The following is a 17,088-nucleotide window of genomic DNA, read 5'->3' on the forward strand; positions in this document are numbered from 1 at the left end:
ATTTTTGGTTCTTTCCCACTCTTTTTTGGATGATTAAGTAGGAGAAAAAATGTGATTTTTTTACAAAGTCTTGAGTATTTGTTTAATCTTCTTGATTTCTCCCACTAGTGTTTGATTATTGGCTAGATAAAGATAGGGGAGCTCATGCTGGTCAACTCTTGTGGATGAATCCAGCGTTTGGATGCCTCTTTCTTTAAAACGTCCTAATTTGAATTTCTTTGGTAGTTCAATACTAATATGCTTAGGACCAATTTGGCAGTTTAAATAATCAGGTAAATTCTGACAGAGCGCTGTGGCCTGATCCAGACGTTGATCAAAGAAGTTCTTGAGCTGACTAAGATTTTTAGCAAACATACCGTTATCTAAATACAGGGATAGAGCCTTCTGCATTATCAGGCTAGTATCGTAATCCATCAATTTTTTGTAGGCAAGGAAATCGTTCATGATCCTTTGTGGCAAAACGGACATCCCTAATCGCAAAGCTGGAAAGAGGGTAGTTGAAAAAGATTTGAGGTAAATAACACGCTCATGGGTATCGTAGTAATGTAAAGGTAGATTTTCAGATTTTGTAAAATCGCCCATATAGTCATCTTCGATAATATAGACATCATAGCGCTGGGCCAAATCAACTAGAGCTTGTTTTTCTTGGGAACTATAGGAGAGGCCTAGAGGGTTGGAGATTCTTGGGATAGTATAAAAAAATTTGATAGGATGGCTTTGAAAGAATTTTTCTAGTTGCTCTAGGTCGAGGCCAGAAAAATCTCTCTCAATTGTTAGATAAGGCAAGCCTTGCTCTCTCACTAGACTATTCATTCGATGATAAGTGGGCTGTTCTAGAAGAATAACTGATTTTTGGTTGGGAAATGCCATCTGAGTTAGAATATAAAGGGCTTGCTGAGTTCCCGAGGTAACTACTAGATTTTCCACCTTGCTGTAAATATCCTGTTCAAGAAGGTGGTTCTGCAGGGATCTTAACAGTTCAGCTAACCCCTCCTGACGCTGATAGTAGTTGAAGAGATAATTTTCTCGCCCAACAAGAGTTTCAGATAAGCAGATTTTAAAGTCTTGGTAGGCTAGCTTATTATAGGCCGCAAGGCTAATCGCCAGATTGTCGCCGTCTTGATCCTTACCCTCTAAAACATAGTAGCCGCTTTTTGGGACAGCGTAAATCAGATTTTGGTATTTGAGTTCAAGGAGGGCTCGCTGGGCTGTGTCCTTGCTACAGCCGTAAGTTTGACTCAGTTTGCGGATCGAGGGCAGTTTCTCGCCCTTTTTGAATTGTCCGCTTCTGATGGCTTGGGCTAGGCTTTGGTAAAGAGTTTGAAATTTACTAGGCATAATCTGTCCCCATACAGTTTTAGAATAAGACTATTGTAACTTAATTGTGCTTGTCTTACAATGGGAAACATTAAGAGGGACACGATAATGAGGTCCTTTATCAAATGAGGTGATGCTGATGTCAACGAAAAGAATTACACTTGCAGCGCTCTTTATGGCTTTGGTTATTATTTTGAGCTCGTCCTATCTGTCAGTGCCAGTTCCTGGCGGTCATTTTTATATTAATGGTATTGTGATCTGTCTGGTAGGTCTGCTTTTCCCACCGACTGAGAGTGTCATAGTTGCTGGAATTGGTTCCTTTATTGGTGACTTTCTTTTTTATCCAACTCCAATGTTTGTAACCCTGATTAGTCACAGTTTTCAGGTTCTGGTTATCAGTCTTTTAGTCAAGCAGTCGTATGAGAAGTTGTCTAAAAGCCGATTTTTTACAGGTCTGATTTTGGGTGGTATCCTTAATGTAATTGGTTATTTTCTGGGGCGGAGTTTTCTTTATGCCAATCTGCCGACAGCTCTTTTGAAGTTGCCTTTTGACAGTCTGGCAGTTGTTTTGTCCATCTTAATTGTTTACTTTATTTACTACCATACTCGATTTGTCGCTATGTTTAAGCAGGCTTGGGAAAATTGAGTGAGAAATAGGAGGAGTGATTGTTTCAAGGATCACTTCTTTTTTTAACATGATTTTAAAGTTGTCTGTCAGGATTTTTGTCTAAATTCCATGATATAATATGACTATTATTAAAATTATTCGAGGGAAGTCATGGCTACTATTCAATGGTTTCCTGGTCACATGTCAAAGGCGAGACGGCAGGTCCAGGAAAATCTCAAATTTGTAGATTTTGTAACGGTTTTGGTTGATGCCCGTCTGCCTTTATCCAGCCAAAATCCTATGCTCAATAAGATTGTCGGTGATAAGCCCAAGCTCTTGATTCTAAACAAGGTTGATTTAGCTGATCCGCTTCTAATCAAGGAGTGGCAAACTTATTTTGAAAATCAGGATCTTAAAACCTTGCTGATCAATGCTAAAGATCAGTCGACGGTAAAAAAAGTGACGGAAGCAGCCAAGAGTCTGATGGCGGATAAGTTGGAACGATTGAAGAAGAAGGGAATTAATAAAGAGACCCTGCGAACCATGATTATTGGTATTCCTAATGCAGGTAAGTCAACGCTGATGAACCGGCTGGCGGGCAAGAAGATTGCTGTAGTTGGTAATAAACCAGGTGTTACCAAGGGCCAGCAGTGGCTCAAGTCTAATAAAGATTTGGAAATCCTAGACACGCCGGGGATTCTCTGGCCCAAGTTTGAGGACCAGTTAGTCGGCTTGAAATTAGCCTTGACTGGCGCTATTAAGGATAATCTATTGCCTATGGATGAGGTCACGATCTTTGGTCTTAACTATTTCAAAGAAAACTACCCTGAGCGTTTAAAAGACCGCTTCAAGGGACTTGATTTGGAGCAAGAAGTGCCTGAGATGATTATGGACTTGACCCAAAAATTAGGCTTTCGTGATGATTATGATCGCTTTTACAACCTTTTTGTCAAGGAAGTTCGTGATGGCAAGTTGGGGCGTTACACGCTAGATAAGGTTAGTGATAGCAATGGCAACCATTAAAGAAATTCAAACTCAATTAGCTGGGGTGACTGACCTAGCCAGCCCTTTTTTTGCTAGTTTGGCCGAAGATGAGCGAGTTGGCGTTCAGGCTGCTATCGAAAAACGTCAGCGAGAAATTCGGGCTGACTTAGCTGAAGATCAACGTTTGGAAGCTATGCTGACTTATGAAAAAAGGCTCTATGCGCGTGGTCTTGAGTTGATTGCTGGCATTGATGAGGTTGGCCGCGGTCCTCTGGCTGGGCCTGTTGTGGCGGCTGCTGTTATCCTACCGAAGAATTGTAAAATCAAGGGTCTAAATGACAGTAAAAAGATTCCTAAAAAGAAACACCAAGAAATTTATGACCAAGTCATGGAACAAGCCTTGGCAGTCGGTCTTGGTTTTAAATCCAATCAGGTTATTGATCAGGTCAACATTTATGAGGCGACTAAGCTGGCCATGAAAGAAGCAGTAGCTAAGCTAGAGGAACAACCTCAACACCTGTTAATTGATGCTATGCAATTGGATTTAGCCTTGCCTCAGACTTCAATTATTAAGGGAGATGCCAATAGCCTGTCTATCGCTGCGGCTTCGATTGTAGCTAAGGTCACTAGAGACCGCTTGATGGCGGATTATGATAGGAAATTTCCAGGTTATGACTTTGCTCACAATGTGGGTTATGGTACTCAGACCCACTTGGAAGGCTTGCAGAAATTGGGGATAAGCCCCATTCATCGGCATAGTTTTGAACCAGTTAAATCAATGATAAATCTATAATTTTTTACGAAGCAGATTGCTTCTCATTTTGGAGGTGCACATGGATATAGAAGAGTTTCGGCAGGCTTTAAATGAAAGTTCCATTATTCAGGCGGGATCTGAATTAGCTGCAGAATTTCACGCTTATGGTCAACGGGCTTTAACCATCACTAGTCGGATGAACGGTTCCTATCACAAGCCAGAAGAGATTGTTACTTTGATGAAGGAGTTGACGGAACAAGCAGTACCGGATAATTTGCGGATTTTTCCGCCATTTTCAACGGATTGTGGTATTAATATTAAATTTGGACAAAATGTCTTCATCAATGCTGGCTGTCGTTTTCAAGATCAGGGTGGTATTAGCATTGGCGATAATTGTCTAATTGGTCATAATGTGGTTCTAGCGACTCTTAACCATGATTTGCAGCCCAGTCGTAGAGGGAATCTCTACCTAGCTCCTATTAAGATTGGCAAAGATGTTTGGATTGGGTCCAATGTTACAATCACGCAAGGAGTGACCATCGGGGATGGAGCAGTAATTGCTGCGGGAGCTGTGGTAAATCGAGATGTTCCTGCGAATACGGTTGTTGGCGGCGTACCAGCTCGGCACATTAAAAAAATCGAGCGAGAAGATTAAATGAGTAAGGCGAATCAGGCTTGATGATGAAGTGAGAATAGTATGGGAACAGTAACGGAACGTGAGAAAATGTTGGCGGGGCGACTCTATGATGCCTCCGACCCAGAATTAGTTGATTTACGTCAGCAGGCTAGGGTCATTACGCGGATGTTCAATGCCGAGGAAGATGAGGAGCAGGCTCAAGCCCTGCTCAAGACTTTCTTTGGCAAAACAGGGCAAAATATCACTGTTAATCCGCGCTTTGTTTGTGATTACGGTAGCAATATTTATGTTGGGGAAAATTTTTATGCCAACTATAATTGTACCTTTTTAGATGTTTGTGAAATTCGAATTGGCGATAATGTCATGTTTGGCCCCAATTGTCAGCTTCTGACAGCCCTTCATCCATTAGAGGCAGAAGAACGTATCAAGGGTAAGGAATTTGGCAGTCCAATTACCATTGGTGATAATGTCTGGTGCGGTGGCGGTTCGACCATTCTACCGGGTGTGACCTTAGGAGATAATGTAGTTGTTGGAGCCGGTTCTGTGGTCACCAAATCTTTTGGTGACAATGTGGTTATCGCTGGAAATCCGGCTCAGGTCATTAAGGACTTGACAGAAACGAGTTGTTTGGCCATTGATATCGGTGGCAGTGCTATCAAGCACGCTCTGATTGATGAGCAGCTGACTCTTACGCAAGAAGGACAAGTACCAACACCGGCTAGTTTGGAAGAATTTTGGACCAGTTTGACAGCTATTGTTGAGCAATATCAGGATGAGATTAAGGCCATTGCCATTTCTTGCCCGGGAGAAATTAGTAAGAATGGTCGGGTTTATCGTGGCGGTCTTATTCCTTATTTGAAAAATGTTCCCCTAGCCAAACACCTGTCTGAACAATTTTCAATGCCAGTGACAGTTCTCAATGATGCCAATGCAGCTGCTCTGGCAGAGACCAAGTCAGGTGTTCTCAAAGACAGTTCTTGCGGGGCGATTCTTGTTTTAGGAACTGGTGTCGGTTTAGGTGTGGTTTCTGAGAATCATCTGGTGACTTTTCCGTCACGCGATTTGCGGCCTAGTGCCCAAGACTTTCGTTCTAACGATGAGTCAGTCTGGCGTCAGATCAGTCATACCTTAGAGCTTAATCGGATTGGGATTGAGAGCCTATTTTCCAATGCTGGTTCAGCGGTTAAGTTTGTTGAGGACGCTAGCCGACTGTTGGGGCTTAAAGAGGCTGATGGTAAACAAGTTTTCCAAGCTTTGGAAGAAGAACCGTCAGGAGCTTTGCAGGAACTTTTTGAAACCTATTGTCGAGACATTGCCTATCTTGTGCTCAACCTCCAGACTTTCCTTAAGGTGGAAAACTTAGCCATCGGTGGCGGAATCAGTAGACAGCCACTTTTAGTTAAGACGATCAATGAGCAATATGATAAGCTCTTCACCAGTGTTCTTGCCTTCCAGCATTTTGAACAGTTAGAAATTGAAGCAGCTGTTAATGGTAATGATGCCAATCTCATCGGTGCTTACCTTCACCTGATGGCCAATCGAAAATAGCAGTAAAAGCTCTTATTTCACAAAGCCAAACTATTATTTTTTTCTATTAATATGTATATGGTTTTTAGAGAGTAGGACAAACAGCCATGATAGCTTAGCCCTCACCCACAAAGCATTGTAATCTCTGAAGATTACGTATAAAAATCGTAAATTGTGATAAAATCACGACTTTGATTTTCTTCGCTCTTCCATTTTAAGGCTCAGAGCTCTGCCACTCTCCTGTTTTTTAGGTGGCAGGCTTTAGCAGTCTATCCCCAGACTGCCAAAGTCCACTGGAGCATTTTGACACTTGCTTTGCAAGTTTTATTTCCCTTTATTTCCCGATTAAAAAGCTCTACCAGAGCTTTTTAACCCACCTCCGCACAGTTGATTAGGATGGCCGCTAGCCATTGCAGAGTAAGGCTTAGAACCTTATCAACCACTGCGTCAAACTGTTATTACTGCAAAAAATAGAAGGTTGGAATACTTTTTCCCAACCTCTTTTCGTATTAATAGGTAGAGGTGATTTTATGAATAATTTTGAGCTCTTTAAACTCAAACAGGCTGGTTTGACTAATCTGCAGATTATCAATATTCTGGACTATCAAAAAGAAGTTGGCAAATCTCTGTCCTTGCGGGATATGGCTGTCGTCTCCCAAACCAGCAAGGCAGGTCATTTCATGGAAAGTTACAAGCATTTAGACCTCAAATACCTTCGCCAACAGTTTAATCAATTTCCTTCCCTATCTATTTTGGATAAGGAATATCCTGAAAATTTAGCCCAAATCTACAATCCGCCTGTCCTCCTCTTTTACCAGGGGGACTTAACCCTTTTGGACGCTCCCAAGCTTTCTATTGTGGGGTCACGAGATTGCACAAATCTTGGGACTAAGTCTGTCCAAAAAATTGTTAGAGAATTGGCAAATCATTTTGTCATTGTTTCCGGCTTGGCTAGGGGTATTGACACAGGAGCCCACATTGCCTGCTTGAAAAATGGTGGGAAAAGTATTGCTGTTATCGGGACGGGATTGGATATTTTCTATCCAAAAGAAAATCATGATTTGCAGGAATATTTGGCCAAACACCATCTAGTCTTGACTGAATATGAACCTGGCCAGCAGCCCTTGAAATTCCATTTCCCCGAGCGTAATCGGATTATTGCAGGTCTCTCTCAAGGAACGGTTGTTGTTGAAGCCAAGCAAAGATCGGGTAGTTTGATTACTTGCGAACGGGCCATGGAAGAAGGGCGCGATGTCTTTGCTGTACCAGGTAATATTCTGGATGGGCGTTCCGACGGTTGTCATCATCTGATTCAGGAAGGAGCCAAGTGCATCATGACTGGTTTGGATATTTTGGAAGAATTTGATTAAAGGAGACAGGTTTTGACTTGTCTCTTTTAATATTCAAAAAATAGAATTTTGTAGTAACTGGGTTTTAGTCGTTTCTAATTTAGTTTGTAGGCTCCGTTTTGCCTTAAGGAGCGCCTTTTCTTTTCTCTTGGTTAAACTGTTGACCTTTTGCATTTTCCTATAGGAGAAAGTTTTTTATTGACAGCCCCTAAAAAGTAAGTTATCATGCTAGAAGTTTATTCGAAAATTGAGGGAGTGATGCTGATGGCAGTAGCAACCAAGGCTAAAACTGGCAAACAAACAACAAGCAAAAAAGCTACTAGTAAAGGAAGGAAGCGGGCAACCCCCAAGAAAAACTTGGTTATTGTTGAGTCGCCGGCCAAAGCTAAAACCATTGAGAAGTATCTGGGGCGAAGCTACAAAGTGGTAGCTTCTGTTGGACATATTCGGGATTTGAAGAAGTCTTCCATGTCCATTGATTTTGACAATAATTATGAACCGCAATACATTAATATTCGTGGCAAGGGTCCGCTGATTAATGACTTAAAAAAAGAAGCTAAGAAGGCCAAACAAGTTTTTCTGGCTAGTGACCCGGATCGTGAAGGAGAAGCTATTTCTTGGCATTTAGCCCACATTCTGGACTTGGATGAAAAAGACAAAAATCGGGTAGTTTTTAATGAAATTACTAAGGATGCTGTCAAAAATGCCTTCATTGAGCCAAGGGCTATTGATATGGATTTGGTTGATGCCCAACAAGCCCGTCGGGTTTTAGATCGTATTGTTGGTTATTCTATCTCTCCGCTTTTGTGGAAGAAGGTCAAGAAAGGACTGTCTGCTGGTCGGGTTCAGTCTGTTGCTCTCAAACTGATTATTGATCGCGAAAATGAAATCAAGGCATTTAAACCTCAAGAATATTGGACCATTGACGGGACTTTCAAGAAGGGCAACAAGAAGTTTCAAGCTAATTTTTATGGCCTTGATGGTAAGAAGTTAAAGCTGGAAACCAACGATGATGTCAAAAAGGTTCTGGCTAAGATTACCAGTGATGATTTTAACGTTGATAAGGTTGAAAAGAAGGAGCGACGTCGCAATGCTCCCCTCCCCTATACGACTTCGTCTATGCAGCAGGATGCTGCTAATAAAATTAATTTTAGAACCCGTAAAACCATGATGGTGGCCCAGCAGCTCTATGAAGGAATCAGTTTGGGGCGTGGCGGTCAGCAAGGTTTGATTACTTACATGCGTACGGATTCAACGCGTATCAGTCCCGTAGCGCAAAATGATGCAGCTGATTTTATCACGGATCGTTTTGGTGCTAAGTATTCTAAGCATGGGAGTAAAGTTCGCAATAGTTCTAGTGCTCAGGATGCCCACGAGGCCATTCGACCGTCCAGTGTTTTCAATACACCAGAGTCTATTGCTAAGTACCTCAACAAGGATCAGCTCAAACTCTATACCTTGATTTGGAATCGTTTTGTGGCCAGTCAGATGACTGCAGCAGTTTTTGATACCATGAAGGTGAGTTTGGATCAAAATGGTGTCACCTTTACAGCCAACGGAAGTCAGGTCAAGTTTGACGGTTATTTAGCTGTTTACAACGACTCTGATAAAAATAAGATGTTGCCAGATATGGCACAGGGGGATACGGTCAAGAAAGTATCTACTAGTCCTGAGCAGCACTTTACGCAGCCGCCTGCCCGTTATTCTGAAGCGACCTTGATTAAGACATTGGAAGAAAATGGTGTTGGCCGGCCATCAACCTATGCTCCAACCCTTGAAACCATCCAGAAGCGTTACTATGTCCGTCTGGTAGCTAAACGCTTTGAACCAACCGAATTAGGAGAAATTGTCAATAATCTGATTGTCGAATTTTTCCCAGATATTGTGGATGTGGCCTTTACAGCTGAGATGGAAGACAAGCTAGATTCCGTTGAGATTGGTAAGGAGCAGTGGCAGAGGGTTATTGATGAATTCTATAAGCCTTTTGAAAAGGAACTGGAAAAGGCTGAAGAAGGTATTGAAAAAATTCAAATCAAGGATGAGCCTGCCGGTTTCGACTGTGACGTCTGCGGCCATCCAATGGTTATCAAACTTGGCCGTTATGGTAAGTTCTATGCCTGCAGCAATTTTCCAGAATGTCACAATACCAAGGCTATCACTAAGGAAATTGGTGTGACTTGTCCGACCTGCGGTCAAGGGCAAGTCATCGAACGCAAGACCAAGCGCAATAGGATTTTCTATGGCTGTGACCGCTATCCTGATTGTGAATTTACTTCTTGGGATTTACCAGTTGGACGTTCCTGTCCCAAATGTGATCACTATCTTGTTGAAAAGAAGGTCCGTGGTGGCGGCAAACAGGTTATTTGCAGCAATGCCGACTGTGATTATCAAGAAGAAAAAGTGAAATAAGTAAAAAAGGAGTGTGCTCTCCTTTTTTATTTTGGAATTTGAGCTCGACCGCTGTTGTGGTTTGTAAACGGATTTGGAAGAGTTCAAATAAATTGAGCAAAATCCTTTACATAAACTTAAAACGTGTTAAAATAGATTAGTATTCATTATTGAAAAAAGCTAAAACAAAGGAGTTAACAATGAATAATAAAGAGGCGTGGGTCAAACAGTTTGAAGCTTTGACTGGTCGCAAACCAACAGCTGAGGAATTTGCAAAAGCTAAAGAAACTGACTTTAATTTGGAACAATTGACAGCATCTATAAATGCTAATCAAGCGAATGCTCAAGCTTCAGACGTAGGCGTAAGCCCTGAAACAGCAGCGACAGAAAATGCCCAAGTTATGAATCAAGCAAATTTGACTGAGGATGAAGCAACCCAATCTCAAGGAGTTCCAGCTGGACAGACTGAACAGGCATCTCAAGATCAAGCGGTTATACCTAATCAACAAATACCAAATGATTTGTCACAACAACAAGCTCAAGTAGGGCAAATGCCACAAGGAAATGAGTCACAGAGAGCATTTGGTCAGCCCCAGAATTTCCAACAGCAGGCTTTCTCTGGTGTACAGTCGGGGCAAAATCATTCCAATCAAGTTTTAGATTTGATTTTGCCAATTGTATCTTTGGTTTTATCTGTTTTGTTCGCAGCCTTCTCATTTACAGTAGTTGCACCAGTCTTTCTTGGTCTTTCGGTGCTTGGTCTTATTTTTGCTATTGTGCTTTTGATTTTAAATCTTAAGGGCAAAAAGTTGCTGTCAATCATTGCTAGTGCTGTCGCTCTTTTGGCTGTTCTGATTAGCATTGTTGGCCTTGTTGTTAGTAATTCTCGCCACTCTGTATCTAAGTCTGATAATTCATCATCAGTGACTAGCAATAAGAACGGTAAGGTCAAAGATAATAGTACAGATGTCAATGACTATACTGATAAGAACTATAAATTTGAATGGAAACAAGATGATGTTTCAGATTTGAAAGTTGAAAGTGACACAGTCGCTGATGTTGTTAAGAAGCATGGTAAAGCCACTGAAGCAGAAATTTCTGGTGATGAGTTAACCCTGCGTTACGAAGATAAATCAAAAGAAGATACCGAACAGAAAGTTACAGTCTCTTTTGAAAAAGGATATGATGGCACTTGGGTTATCTCCTATATTGATGGGATTTTCGAGGCAAATGATATTGATACCAATGCTTCTTATAAGTCTGATTGGACCAAGGCCGACTTTGATGCCCTTAAAGTTGGGGATGATGAAACCGGTGCTGGTGGTGCCAGCTGGTCTGACGTTAAAAGCAAGCATGCCAAACCCTCAGCAGCTTACTATACGGTAAGAACTTATTCCGCAGATGAGCTTGAAAAAGGTTTGACAATCGAATATGAAGATTTCGATGCTGATGATTCTCATGCTCAACGTATTTCATTGGAGTTCACAACAAATGATGATGGTGATACTTACCATTTGAGTTATAAATATGGTTATGGCGCTGGTATTTCGAATGATTAATAGCAATAATAATTGCTAACCCATCAGAGGTTAGGACAGAAGTCCTGCCTCTTTTGTTATTGCTCTAGATTTTTACTAGATGGACGCAGTGGTTGAGAGTAAGACTTGTTGGCTAAGCCAAGAAGTCTTACCCCTACATGGTTCATTAGGTACTTTAGCACAATGAATTACTGCTGGCTAGGTTTCTTTTTGCAATAAGGTCGAAGTGGAAAACTTAAATGAATGTGATGATGAACTTCGTTCATCTTATTTCCAATCTCAAAAGGTCTGAGAGATCTTTTGAGATTAGAAATGAAGCTTGCTTACAAAGCAAGTGTCAAAAACAATCTGGGGAGAGACCGTTTCAGGTCATCACCTTGAAACTAGGGCGTGGTGAGAACCAAAATTTTCAATTTTTGGTTGATCTCACTCTCTTTATCGTGATTGTATTTGGCACTTTCGTGAAATTTCTGCTAGACTAAACCCATGGCTATTAACTATAAAAGGCTTTATTACTCACCCATCAAGCAGGGGGCTACAGCATTTTCTTAGGGGAAGAGCCAGCTATGTTTCTAGTTTTATGAGTGCTTCTATAGGATTCTATTGTAGAGTTTTTCCGTTAAAAAGCTTTTGGGACAGATGGCTTTAACCTCATCCACAAAGTATTGTAATCTCTGAAGATTACGTATAAAAACTTGAGTCTAGTTAATCATGAGATCGCTGTCTGGCACTGACAATCGTTCATATAATCAGGTGATGGCGTTGGGAACAGGGCGCCTGTTGGGGCAATGGCAGCTTCCTTTATGGATTGGTAGTATCTTTTGAACTGGCACTGCCTGCCCAGTTCTATTTTTTGCTGATCCAAAGCAAGATCTGTCTTGATCGCCAGTTCTACTTTTGTTTAATTCGGTAGTTTGGCTGTTCACTATTATTTGTCCCCTCTGGGCTGTCTGCACCTAGAATAGGGCTTTTGGAGGTCAGATTTTTCTAACTCAGGAATTTTTGTATTTGGTTATGGGGTATTAGACAGAACTTTTTAGTAATCGGTCAAGTTAACATTACGGTAAGCCAATGCTCTCTTGTTTCTTGTTGGGAAAGCCTTGTGGGCTTAGTTGGTTTTTAAGGTAGGAAAAAGTTAGCACTTGGAGCGTTGCTCACATTTGCTGGAGTTGGCTGTAAGACTCAGTAGCGTTTAGGAGTTTTTAGACATTTCTCCTTCCTTGTCTAATTTAATGCTGTTGGACTCAATCGCTCCCAGCTTTTTGTTATAATAATTTTAATTTGTTGGAGGTAATTTTATTTATGAAAGTTGGCTTGGTACTGGAAGGTGGAGGCATGCGAGGGCTCTATAGTCAAGGAGTCATTGATGCTTTTTTAGATGAAGATCTTAAATTTGCTGGTGTAGTTGGCGTTTCTGCTGGGGCTCTATTTGGTGTTAACCTCTTATCCAAACAGAGAGGGCGTGGCCTGCGTTATAATAAACGATTTATTGGTCAGAAGAATTATATGAGTTTTTGGTCTTGGCTAAAAACAGGGAACTTTGTCAATAAGGAGTTTACCTATTACAAAGTTCCGATGGAGTTAGATGTCTTTGACCAAGAAACTTTTGAAGAATCGGGGGCAGAGTTTTATGCTGTTGCAACCAATGTTGAGACAGGTCAACCGGCCTATCTTCCTGTCAAAAACGTATTTAAGGAGATGGAAATCTTTCGGGCAAGTTCGGCCTTGCCCTTGGTTTCCAGAATTGTTGATTGGCAAGGACAAAAATACCTAGATGGCGGTCTGTCGGATTCTATTCCAGTTGAATTTGCCAGAAGTTTGGGTTATGATAAACTCGTTGTCGTTTTGACGCGTCCGTTGAACTACCGCAAGAAACCATCTAGAGGGCGGATTTATCAGCTCTTTTATCGCAAATATCCCGAGTTTGTTAAAGCTGCCAGTCAACGCTGGAAAACTTATAATCGAGAAGTAGAAGAGGTTATAAAGCTTGAAGAGGCAGGAGATTTATTTGCTATTCGTCCTGAGAAAGATTTGGATATTGGCCGTCTGGAAACAGATCCTGAGAAGTTTGATGAGATTTACAATATTGGTCTGACGGATGCTCAAAAAATGATGCCTCAATTAAAGGCCTATTTGCAAGGAGAAGGTCATGGCCAAGCTTGATGTTTTGCAATATCTATCCTTTTAACCAATGCCTATCAAAAAAGGGCTAGCTTTGCTGACGATGTGGAGTAATGATGCAAATTAGTTTAAACTAAGTAATTAAGTCATACGGTAGGCTGATTTAGAAAAATAAAGGAGGGAGGAGCAGTAGGTAAGTGATCAAAGACTATACTGAATTTTATAGCCGTCTAACGGCTCCCTTACGAGAGCGTCCTTGGATGATAAAAATATTACGCGTAAGCAATTGGATTTTAACCAAGCTCATGGCTGTTCTATACCCCCTCTTGTTGCTTGATTTGCTTGGGCGGGAACAGTTTTACGACTTAGGTTTAACCATCTTTATTCCTGGTCTGGCTTTTACAGGACTTAGTTACTTTCGAATGCGGCTTAATCTCCCCAGACCCTATGAGACTTGGGCAATTAGTCCTCTGATTGATAAGGCTTCCAAGGGGAATTCCTTACCTAGCCGACATGTCTTTTCAGCAGCTATGATAAGCCTTTGTCTCTACCAAATTAGTCCTCGCATTAGTGTTCTTTGCCTAGTCTTCTCAGCTATTCTAGCTCTCTGTCGAGTCTTAGGGGGAGTCCATTATCCCAGAGACGTTATTCTAGGTTATTTCACCGGTGTCCTAGCTGGACTTTTGCTTCTCATTTTTCTCTAATTTTGTCCGTTCACGACAAATTAAGGCCATTTCACGACATAGCTAACTTTTAGCTTGTCTTTTTTTGTATAATAAGTAAAAATGGGTTTCTTTTATCATAAGTGTTAAGGAGGTTTGTCTTTGCTGTATATTTATGCCTTAGAAGATAATTTTAAGCAACAGGCTAGAATTGAACGTGCCATTCGGAATATTGCAGAAGAAAGGGATTTAGATTATGAATTTTTAGTCTCTGGCAAACCTGACCAATTGATGGAGAGTATTAAAGGTAAAGGGGAGCAGCATATCTTCTTCTTAGATATTGATTTAAATGGCGAAAAAAAGAAGGGCTTTGAGGTGGCAAGAACTATTCGAGCTAGGGATAGTCAGGCCCTGATTGTTTTTGTCACTACCCATTCCAATTTTATGCCCTTGACTTTTAAGTATCAGGTTTCTGCCTTGGATTTTATCGATAAAGAATTACCAGAAGAAGCATTTCGGCAGCGGTTGGGTAATATTTTACGTCATGCTCAGGAAAATCTTGGTAAGAATCTGTCAGAGGATTCCTTCCTTTTTGAGAATGAGCAGTTCCGTATCCAAATGCCTTACAGTGATATTTATTTTATTGAAGCCTCATCTAGTCCTCATAAGATTATTTTGCATGGTCGTAAGGATTATATGGAGTTTTATGGTAGTCTAGCTGAGGTTGATAAGGCAACGGATCGCTTTATTCGAGTCCATCGGTCTATCAGTCTCAATCCTGCCAATGTTGCTAAGGTCGATAAAATCCAGCGATTAGCCCATTTTCCCAATGGCGAAACCTGTGTCATTGCCAAAACTAAGATGCGAGCTTTAGCTAGCGCTCTGAAGAAATTGCATAGGAGGTAGTGATGTTATCTTTATTGTATATCAATCGGACTTTTCAAATGTTTCTTTGGTCGGTTGTTGAGTTATTTATCATGCAGCGTTCTTTTAAGATTCGCATCCCTTGGGCTTATCAATTGGCTTTCCTTGTCTTAAATAGTTTGCCTTATGTCTGGTTAAAAGATTTTTATGCTAGCAATCAATTTTGGGAATTAGCTTTAATCAGTTTTCTCATCTTTAAGTTTAGCGATAAAGTTAAAGATTTCTCGTTAAGGCTTTTCTTTATATTTTATGTCAAGTTGGGTATTGATATCATTGCTAGATTTATGATGTTTATGGTTATCTACCCATTCTTCCCTCAATTAACTCATCATTATTTTCCTGTGCTATCAATCCTGATTCAGGCAACTCTATCCCTTCTGGCCAATGAATTAATTCTTCATTATTTAAAAATGGATTTTCTGCAAATTAATGAGTTAATTGACGATCGGAGTGTCAAGTCTTCTATCATCTACTATAATATTTTCTTTATCATCTACTTCATAACTTTATGGCTGAGCTATTTGATTACACCTACTAATTTTGGTGTTACTTATCGTGTCAATACAAGTACCTTGTTTATGGTGTCTCTCTTGTCCTTTATTTCAGCATTTAATTATCGTGTTTCGATGATTTATGAAAAACGCTTGATACTTCAAAAGGAAAATGAACTCAAATATATTACTAACTACAATCATCAGATTGAAGAGCTTTATGGTCAGATTCGCTCCTTTCGTCATGACTACAGCAATATCCTAGCCAGTCTCCGATACAGCGCCGACAACGAGGACCTGACCAGTATTCGTCAGACCCTGGATGAGATTAGCCAGGAATCACGTGAAATTCTTGATGCTCAGAAGTTTGAAATGGCCAACCTCTCCAATATTACTGATAATGCTCTTAAGAGTGTCCTGTCTTCCAAATTATCTAGAGCCATTGATTTAGAGTTGGATGTCAAGATAGAGATTGCCGACCCAATAGGACTGCCGACTGACTTTAGTACTCTTGACTTCGTCAGATTAGTATCGAATCTACTGGATAATGCTATCGAAGCCGCTGATGAGTCTGAGGCTAGACAGCTCTCCTTGTCTTATTTTAAACACGGTGGCGCTTTTGTTTTCATTCTGGTCAATAGTACTCAGTCAACCACAGAAAACATTGCGGATCTTTTCCAATTGGATGTCTCCACTAAGGGAAATGATAGGGGGATCGGCCTTGCTATTGTCAAGCAGATTTTGGCAAACTATCCTAATGCTGTCCTAAAAACCAGCAGTCAAAATGGTCTCTTCACTCAACAGCTAGAGGTAGAGGTGTGAACGATATGAAAACTCCCAAATCTGTTAGACTTGGGAGTTTTCGCATGCTAGCTTAGTTAAAGGTTGCGAGTACCTTTTCTTTGTAGTAATCAAAATAACTTTTTTTAGCCACGATGCTGGTCACCTTACCTTGTAGACCATATTTGAGAGAGCTTTTATCTTGCTTTTTGAGCTTTATCTTAGCTGTTATTTTGAAAACATTACCTTGTTTTGTTGTGGTTGCTGTTTTATCAATGTGGCTGACCTTTCCTTTTAGAAAAAGATTTTTATTATTGCCACCTTTTAAGGTGAGTCGTGCCCACTGGCCAGTCTTAATGCTGGCAATGTAGTTAGAATCAACGTAGTAGGTTAGATTGATCGTTTTCTCGTTTTGGAGATTGGGATAAATTTCTCCAACTGCAGTCCCATTTGGGATGGCCTTTTGTCCGGTATAATCTTTTTCTAAGTGTAAAATGCCATCTCTTGAAGCCTTGATTTCTGGAGCTTTTTCTACCTGACTGGTTTGGCCCGTCTCTTCTAGATAGAGCTGAGTTTGAGTATCTGGACTGGGTTTCTCATATTTGAGCAAGATATCGCCTTTTCTGACGGTTTTATTATTTTTTAAGTTATTGGTTGTAATCGCATTATCGCTGATTGATTGAATGGTAACAAGGCTCGAAGCTGGTGTTAACTCGCCTGTGCTCGTGACAACAATTTCTTTGGTCGCATACATTGAAAAGACGATTAGAAAAATAACCAGTAGAGTAATCGGGATAATAGATAGAGTCGCAAAATTTTGATAGCGTCTGCGATAAAATTCAGAACTGCTTAATAATTTTTGATCCATAAAAACCTCCTCGTAATTGGACTCACCTGCAGGTCTTTGAAAAAGAGAGGTAGTTGTTTTGATTTTGCCAAATTACAGCTAAGACTACCTTTAGGTGTAAATCTCTCTGGTGCTCAGAAGCTTCGCACCGTCTCAGAAGTC

14 protein-coding genes are annotated in these 17,088 nt (G+C 40.7%); 12 read left to right on the forward strand and 2 right to left on the reverse strand.

From position 1 onward, the window contains the following. Window positions 1-60: 60 nt before the first annotated feature. On the reverse strand, window positions 61-1,338 hold the full coding sequence (locus tag ACFSN5_RS04155) for a PLP-dependent aminotransferase family protein (protein ID WP_165212813.1): 1,278 nt from the start codon (window positions 1,336-1,338) through the stop codon (window positions 61-63). A gap of 118 nt (window positions 1,339-1,456) precedes the next feature. On the opposite strand from ACFSN5_RS04155, the gene ACFSN5_RS04160 reads away from it, so the two are divergent. The 12 genes from ACFSN5_RS04160 (at window position 1,457) to ACFSN5_RS04215 (ending at window position 16,121) form a co-directional block, all read left to right on the forward strand. Further along, window positions 1,457-1,963: an ECF transporter S component gene (locus ACFSN5_RS04160; protein WP_165212814.1), complete on the forward strand. Its 507-nt coding sequence runs from the start codon at window positions 1,457-1,459 to the stop codon at window positions 1,961-1,963. Window positions 1,964-2,095: 132 nt separating this feature from the next. Beyond that, the gene (ylqF, locus tag ACFSN5_RS04165; RefSeq protein ID WP_165212815.1) at window positions 2,096-2,947 is read left to right on the forward strand and encodes a ribosome biogenesis GTPase YlqF; all 852 of its coding nucleotides are present in this window, start codon (window positions 2,096-2,098) and stop codon (window positions 2,945-2,947) included. Continuing rightward, window positions 2,934-3,701 carry a ribonuclease HII gene (locus ACFSN5_RS04170; RefSeq protein WP_165212816.1) on the forward strand — a complete coding sequence of 256 codons (768 nt, stop codon included), beginning with the start codon at window positions 2,934-2,936 and terminating at the stop codon, window positions 3,699-3,701. Before ylqF ends, ACFSN5_RS04170 begins: the two co-directional genes overlap by 14 nt. A 34-nt stretch (window positions 3,702-3,735) precedes the next feature. Beyond that, the gene (locus ACFSN5_RS04175; protein ID WP_165212851.1) at window positions 3,736-4,317 is read left to right on the forward strand and encodes a DapH/DapD/GlmU-related protein; all 582 of its coding nucleotides are present in this window, start codon (window positions 3,736-3,738) and stop codon (window positions 4,315-4,317) included. 42 nt (window positions 4,318-4,359) lie between these two features. After that, window positions 4,360-5,847: an ROK family protein gene (locus ACFSN5_RS04180; protein WP_165212817.1), complete on the forward strand. Its 1,488-nt coding sequence runs from the start codon at window positions 4,360-4,362 to the stop codon at window positions 5,845-5,847. Between the two features lie 509 nt (window positions 5,848-6,356). Further along, the gene (gene dprA / locus ACFSN5_RS04185; RefSeq protein WP_165212818.1) at window positions 6,357-7,196 is read left to right on the forward strand and encodes a DNA-processing protein DprA; all 840 of its coding nucleotides are present in this window, start codon (window positions 6,357-6,359) and stop codon (window positions 7,194-7,196) included. Window positions 7,197-7,439: 243 nt separating this feature from the next. Then, window positions 7,440-9,584: a type I DNA topoisomerase gene (gene topA / locus ACFSN5_RS04190; protein ID WP_165212853.1), complete on the forward strand. Its 2,145-nt coding sequence runs from the start codon at window positions 7,440-7,442 to the stop codon at window positions 9,582-9,584. A 179-nt stretch (window positions 9,585-9,763) separates the two neighbouring features. Further along, window positions 9,764-11,122 carry a phage holin family protein gene (locus tag ACFSN5_RS04195; protein WP_165212819.1) on the forward strand — a complete coding sequence of 453 codons (1,359 nt, stop codon included), beginning with the start codon at window positions 9,764-9,766 and terminating at the stop codon, window positions 11,120-11,122. A gap of 1,281 nt (window positions 11,123-12,403) precedes the next feature. Beyond that, window positions 12,404-13,264, forward strand: a complete 861-nt coding sequence (locus ACFSN5_RS04200) for a patatin-like phospholipase family protein (RefSeq protein ID WP_165212820.1) — start codon at window positions 12,404-12,406, stop codon at window positions 13,262-13,264. 158 nt (window positions 13,265-13,422) lie between these two features. Further along, on the forward strand, window positions 13,423-13,926 hold the full coding sequence (locus ACFSN5_RS04205; RefSeq protein WP_165212855.1) for a phosphatase PAP2 family protein: 504 nt from the start codon (window positions 13,423-13,425) through the stop codon (window positions 13,924-13,926). Window positions 13,927-14,046: 120 nt separating this feature from the next. Beyond that, window positions 14,047-14,790, forward strand: a complete 744-nt coding sequence (locus tag ACFSN5_RS04210) for a response regulator transcription factor (protein WP_165212821.1) — start codon at window positions 14,047-14,049, stop codon at window positions 14,788-14,790. Window positions 14,791-14,792: 2 nt separating this feature from the next. Continuing rightward, window positions 14,793-16,121, forward strand: coding sequence for a sensor histidine kinase (locus ACFSN5_RS04215; protein WP_165212822.1), 1,329 nt, complete (start codon window positions 14,793-14,795; stop codon window positions 16,119-16,121). A gap of 52 nt (window positions 16,122-16,173) precedes the next feature. Here ACFSN5_RS04215 and ACFSN5_RS04220 read toward each other — a convergent pair whose 3' ends face one another. Further along, complete coding sequence (locus ACFSN5_RS04220; protein ID WP_165212823.1) at window positions 16,174-16,947, reverse strand: HlyD family efflux transporter periplasmic adaptor subunit; 774 nt, start codon at window positions 16,945-16,947, stop codon at window positions 16,174-16,176. Window positions 16,948-17,088 lie beyond the last annotated feature (141 nt).

It is taken from the genome of Streptococcus tangpeifui (assembly GCF_044503215.1).
Lineage (GTDB): Bacteria > Bacillota > Bacilli > Lactobacillales > Streptococcaceae > Streptococcus > Streptococcus tangpeifui.

Coding starts and splice junctions, on each gene's coding strand:
- ACFSN5_RS04155 (WP_165212813.1), bottom strand. CDS start 1,338: ATGCCTAGTAAATTTCAAACTCTTTACCAAAGCCTAGCCCAAGCCATC.
- ACFSN5_RS04160 (WP_165212814.1), top strand. CDS start 1,457: ATGTCAACGAAAAGAATTACACTTGCAGCGCTCTTTATGGCTTTGGTT.
- ylqF (WP_165212815.1), top strand. CDS start 2,096: ATGGCTACTATTCAATGGTTTCCTGGTCACATGTCAAAGGCGAGACGG.
- ACFSN5_RS04170 (WP_165212816.1), top strand. CDS start 2,934: ATGGCAACCATTAAAGAAATTCAAACTCAATTAGCTGGGGTGACTGAC.
- ACFSN5_RS04180 (WP_165212817.1), top strand. CDS start 4,360: ATGGGAACAGTAACGGAACGTGAGAAAATGTTGGCGGGGCGACTCTAT.
- dprA (WP_165212818.1), top strand. CDS start 6,357: ATGAATAATTTTGAGCTCTTTAAACTCAAACAGGCTGGTTTGACTAAT.
- topA (WP_165212853.1), top strand. CDS start 7,440: ATGGCAGTAGCAACCAAGGCTAAAACTGGCAAACAAACAACAAGCAAA.
- ACFSN5_RS04195 (WP_165212819.1), top strand. CDS start 9,764: ATGAATAATAAAGAGGCGTGGGTCAAACAGTTTGAAGCTTTGACTGGT.
- ACFSN5_RS04200 (WP_165212820.1), top strand. CDS start 12,404: ATGAAAGTTGGCTTGGTACTGGAAGGTGGAGGCATGCGAGGGCTCTAT.
- ACFSN5_RS04215 (WP_165212822.1), top strand. CDS start 14,793: ATGTTATCTTTATTGTATATCAATCGGACTTTTCAAATGTTTCTTTGG.
- ACFSN5_RS04220 (WP_165212823.1), bottom strand. CDS start 16,947: ATGGATCAAAAATTATTAAGCAGTTCTGAATTTTATCGCAGACGCTAT.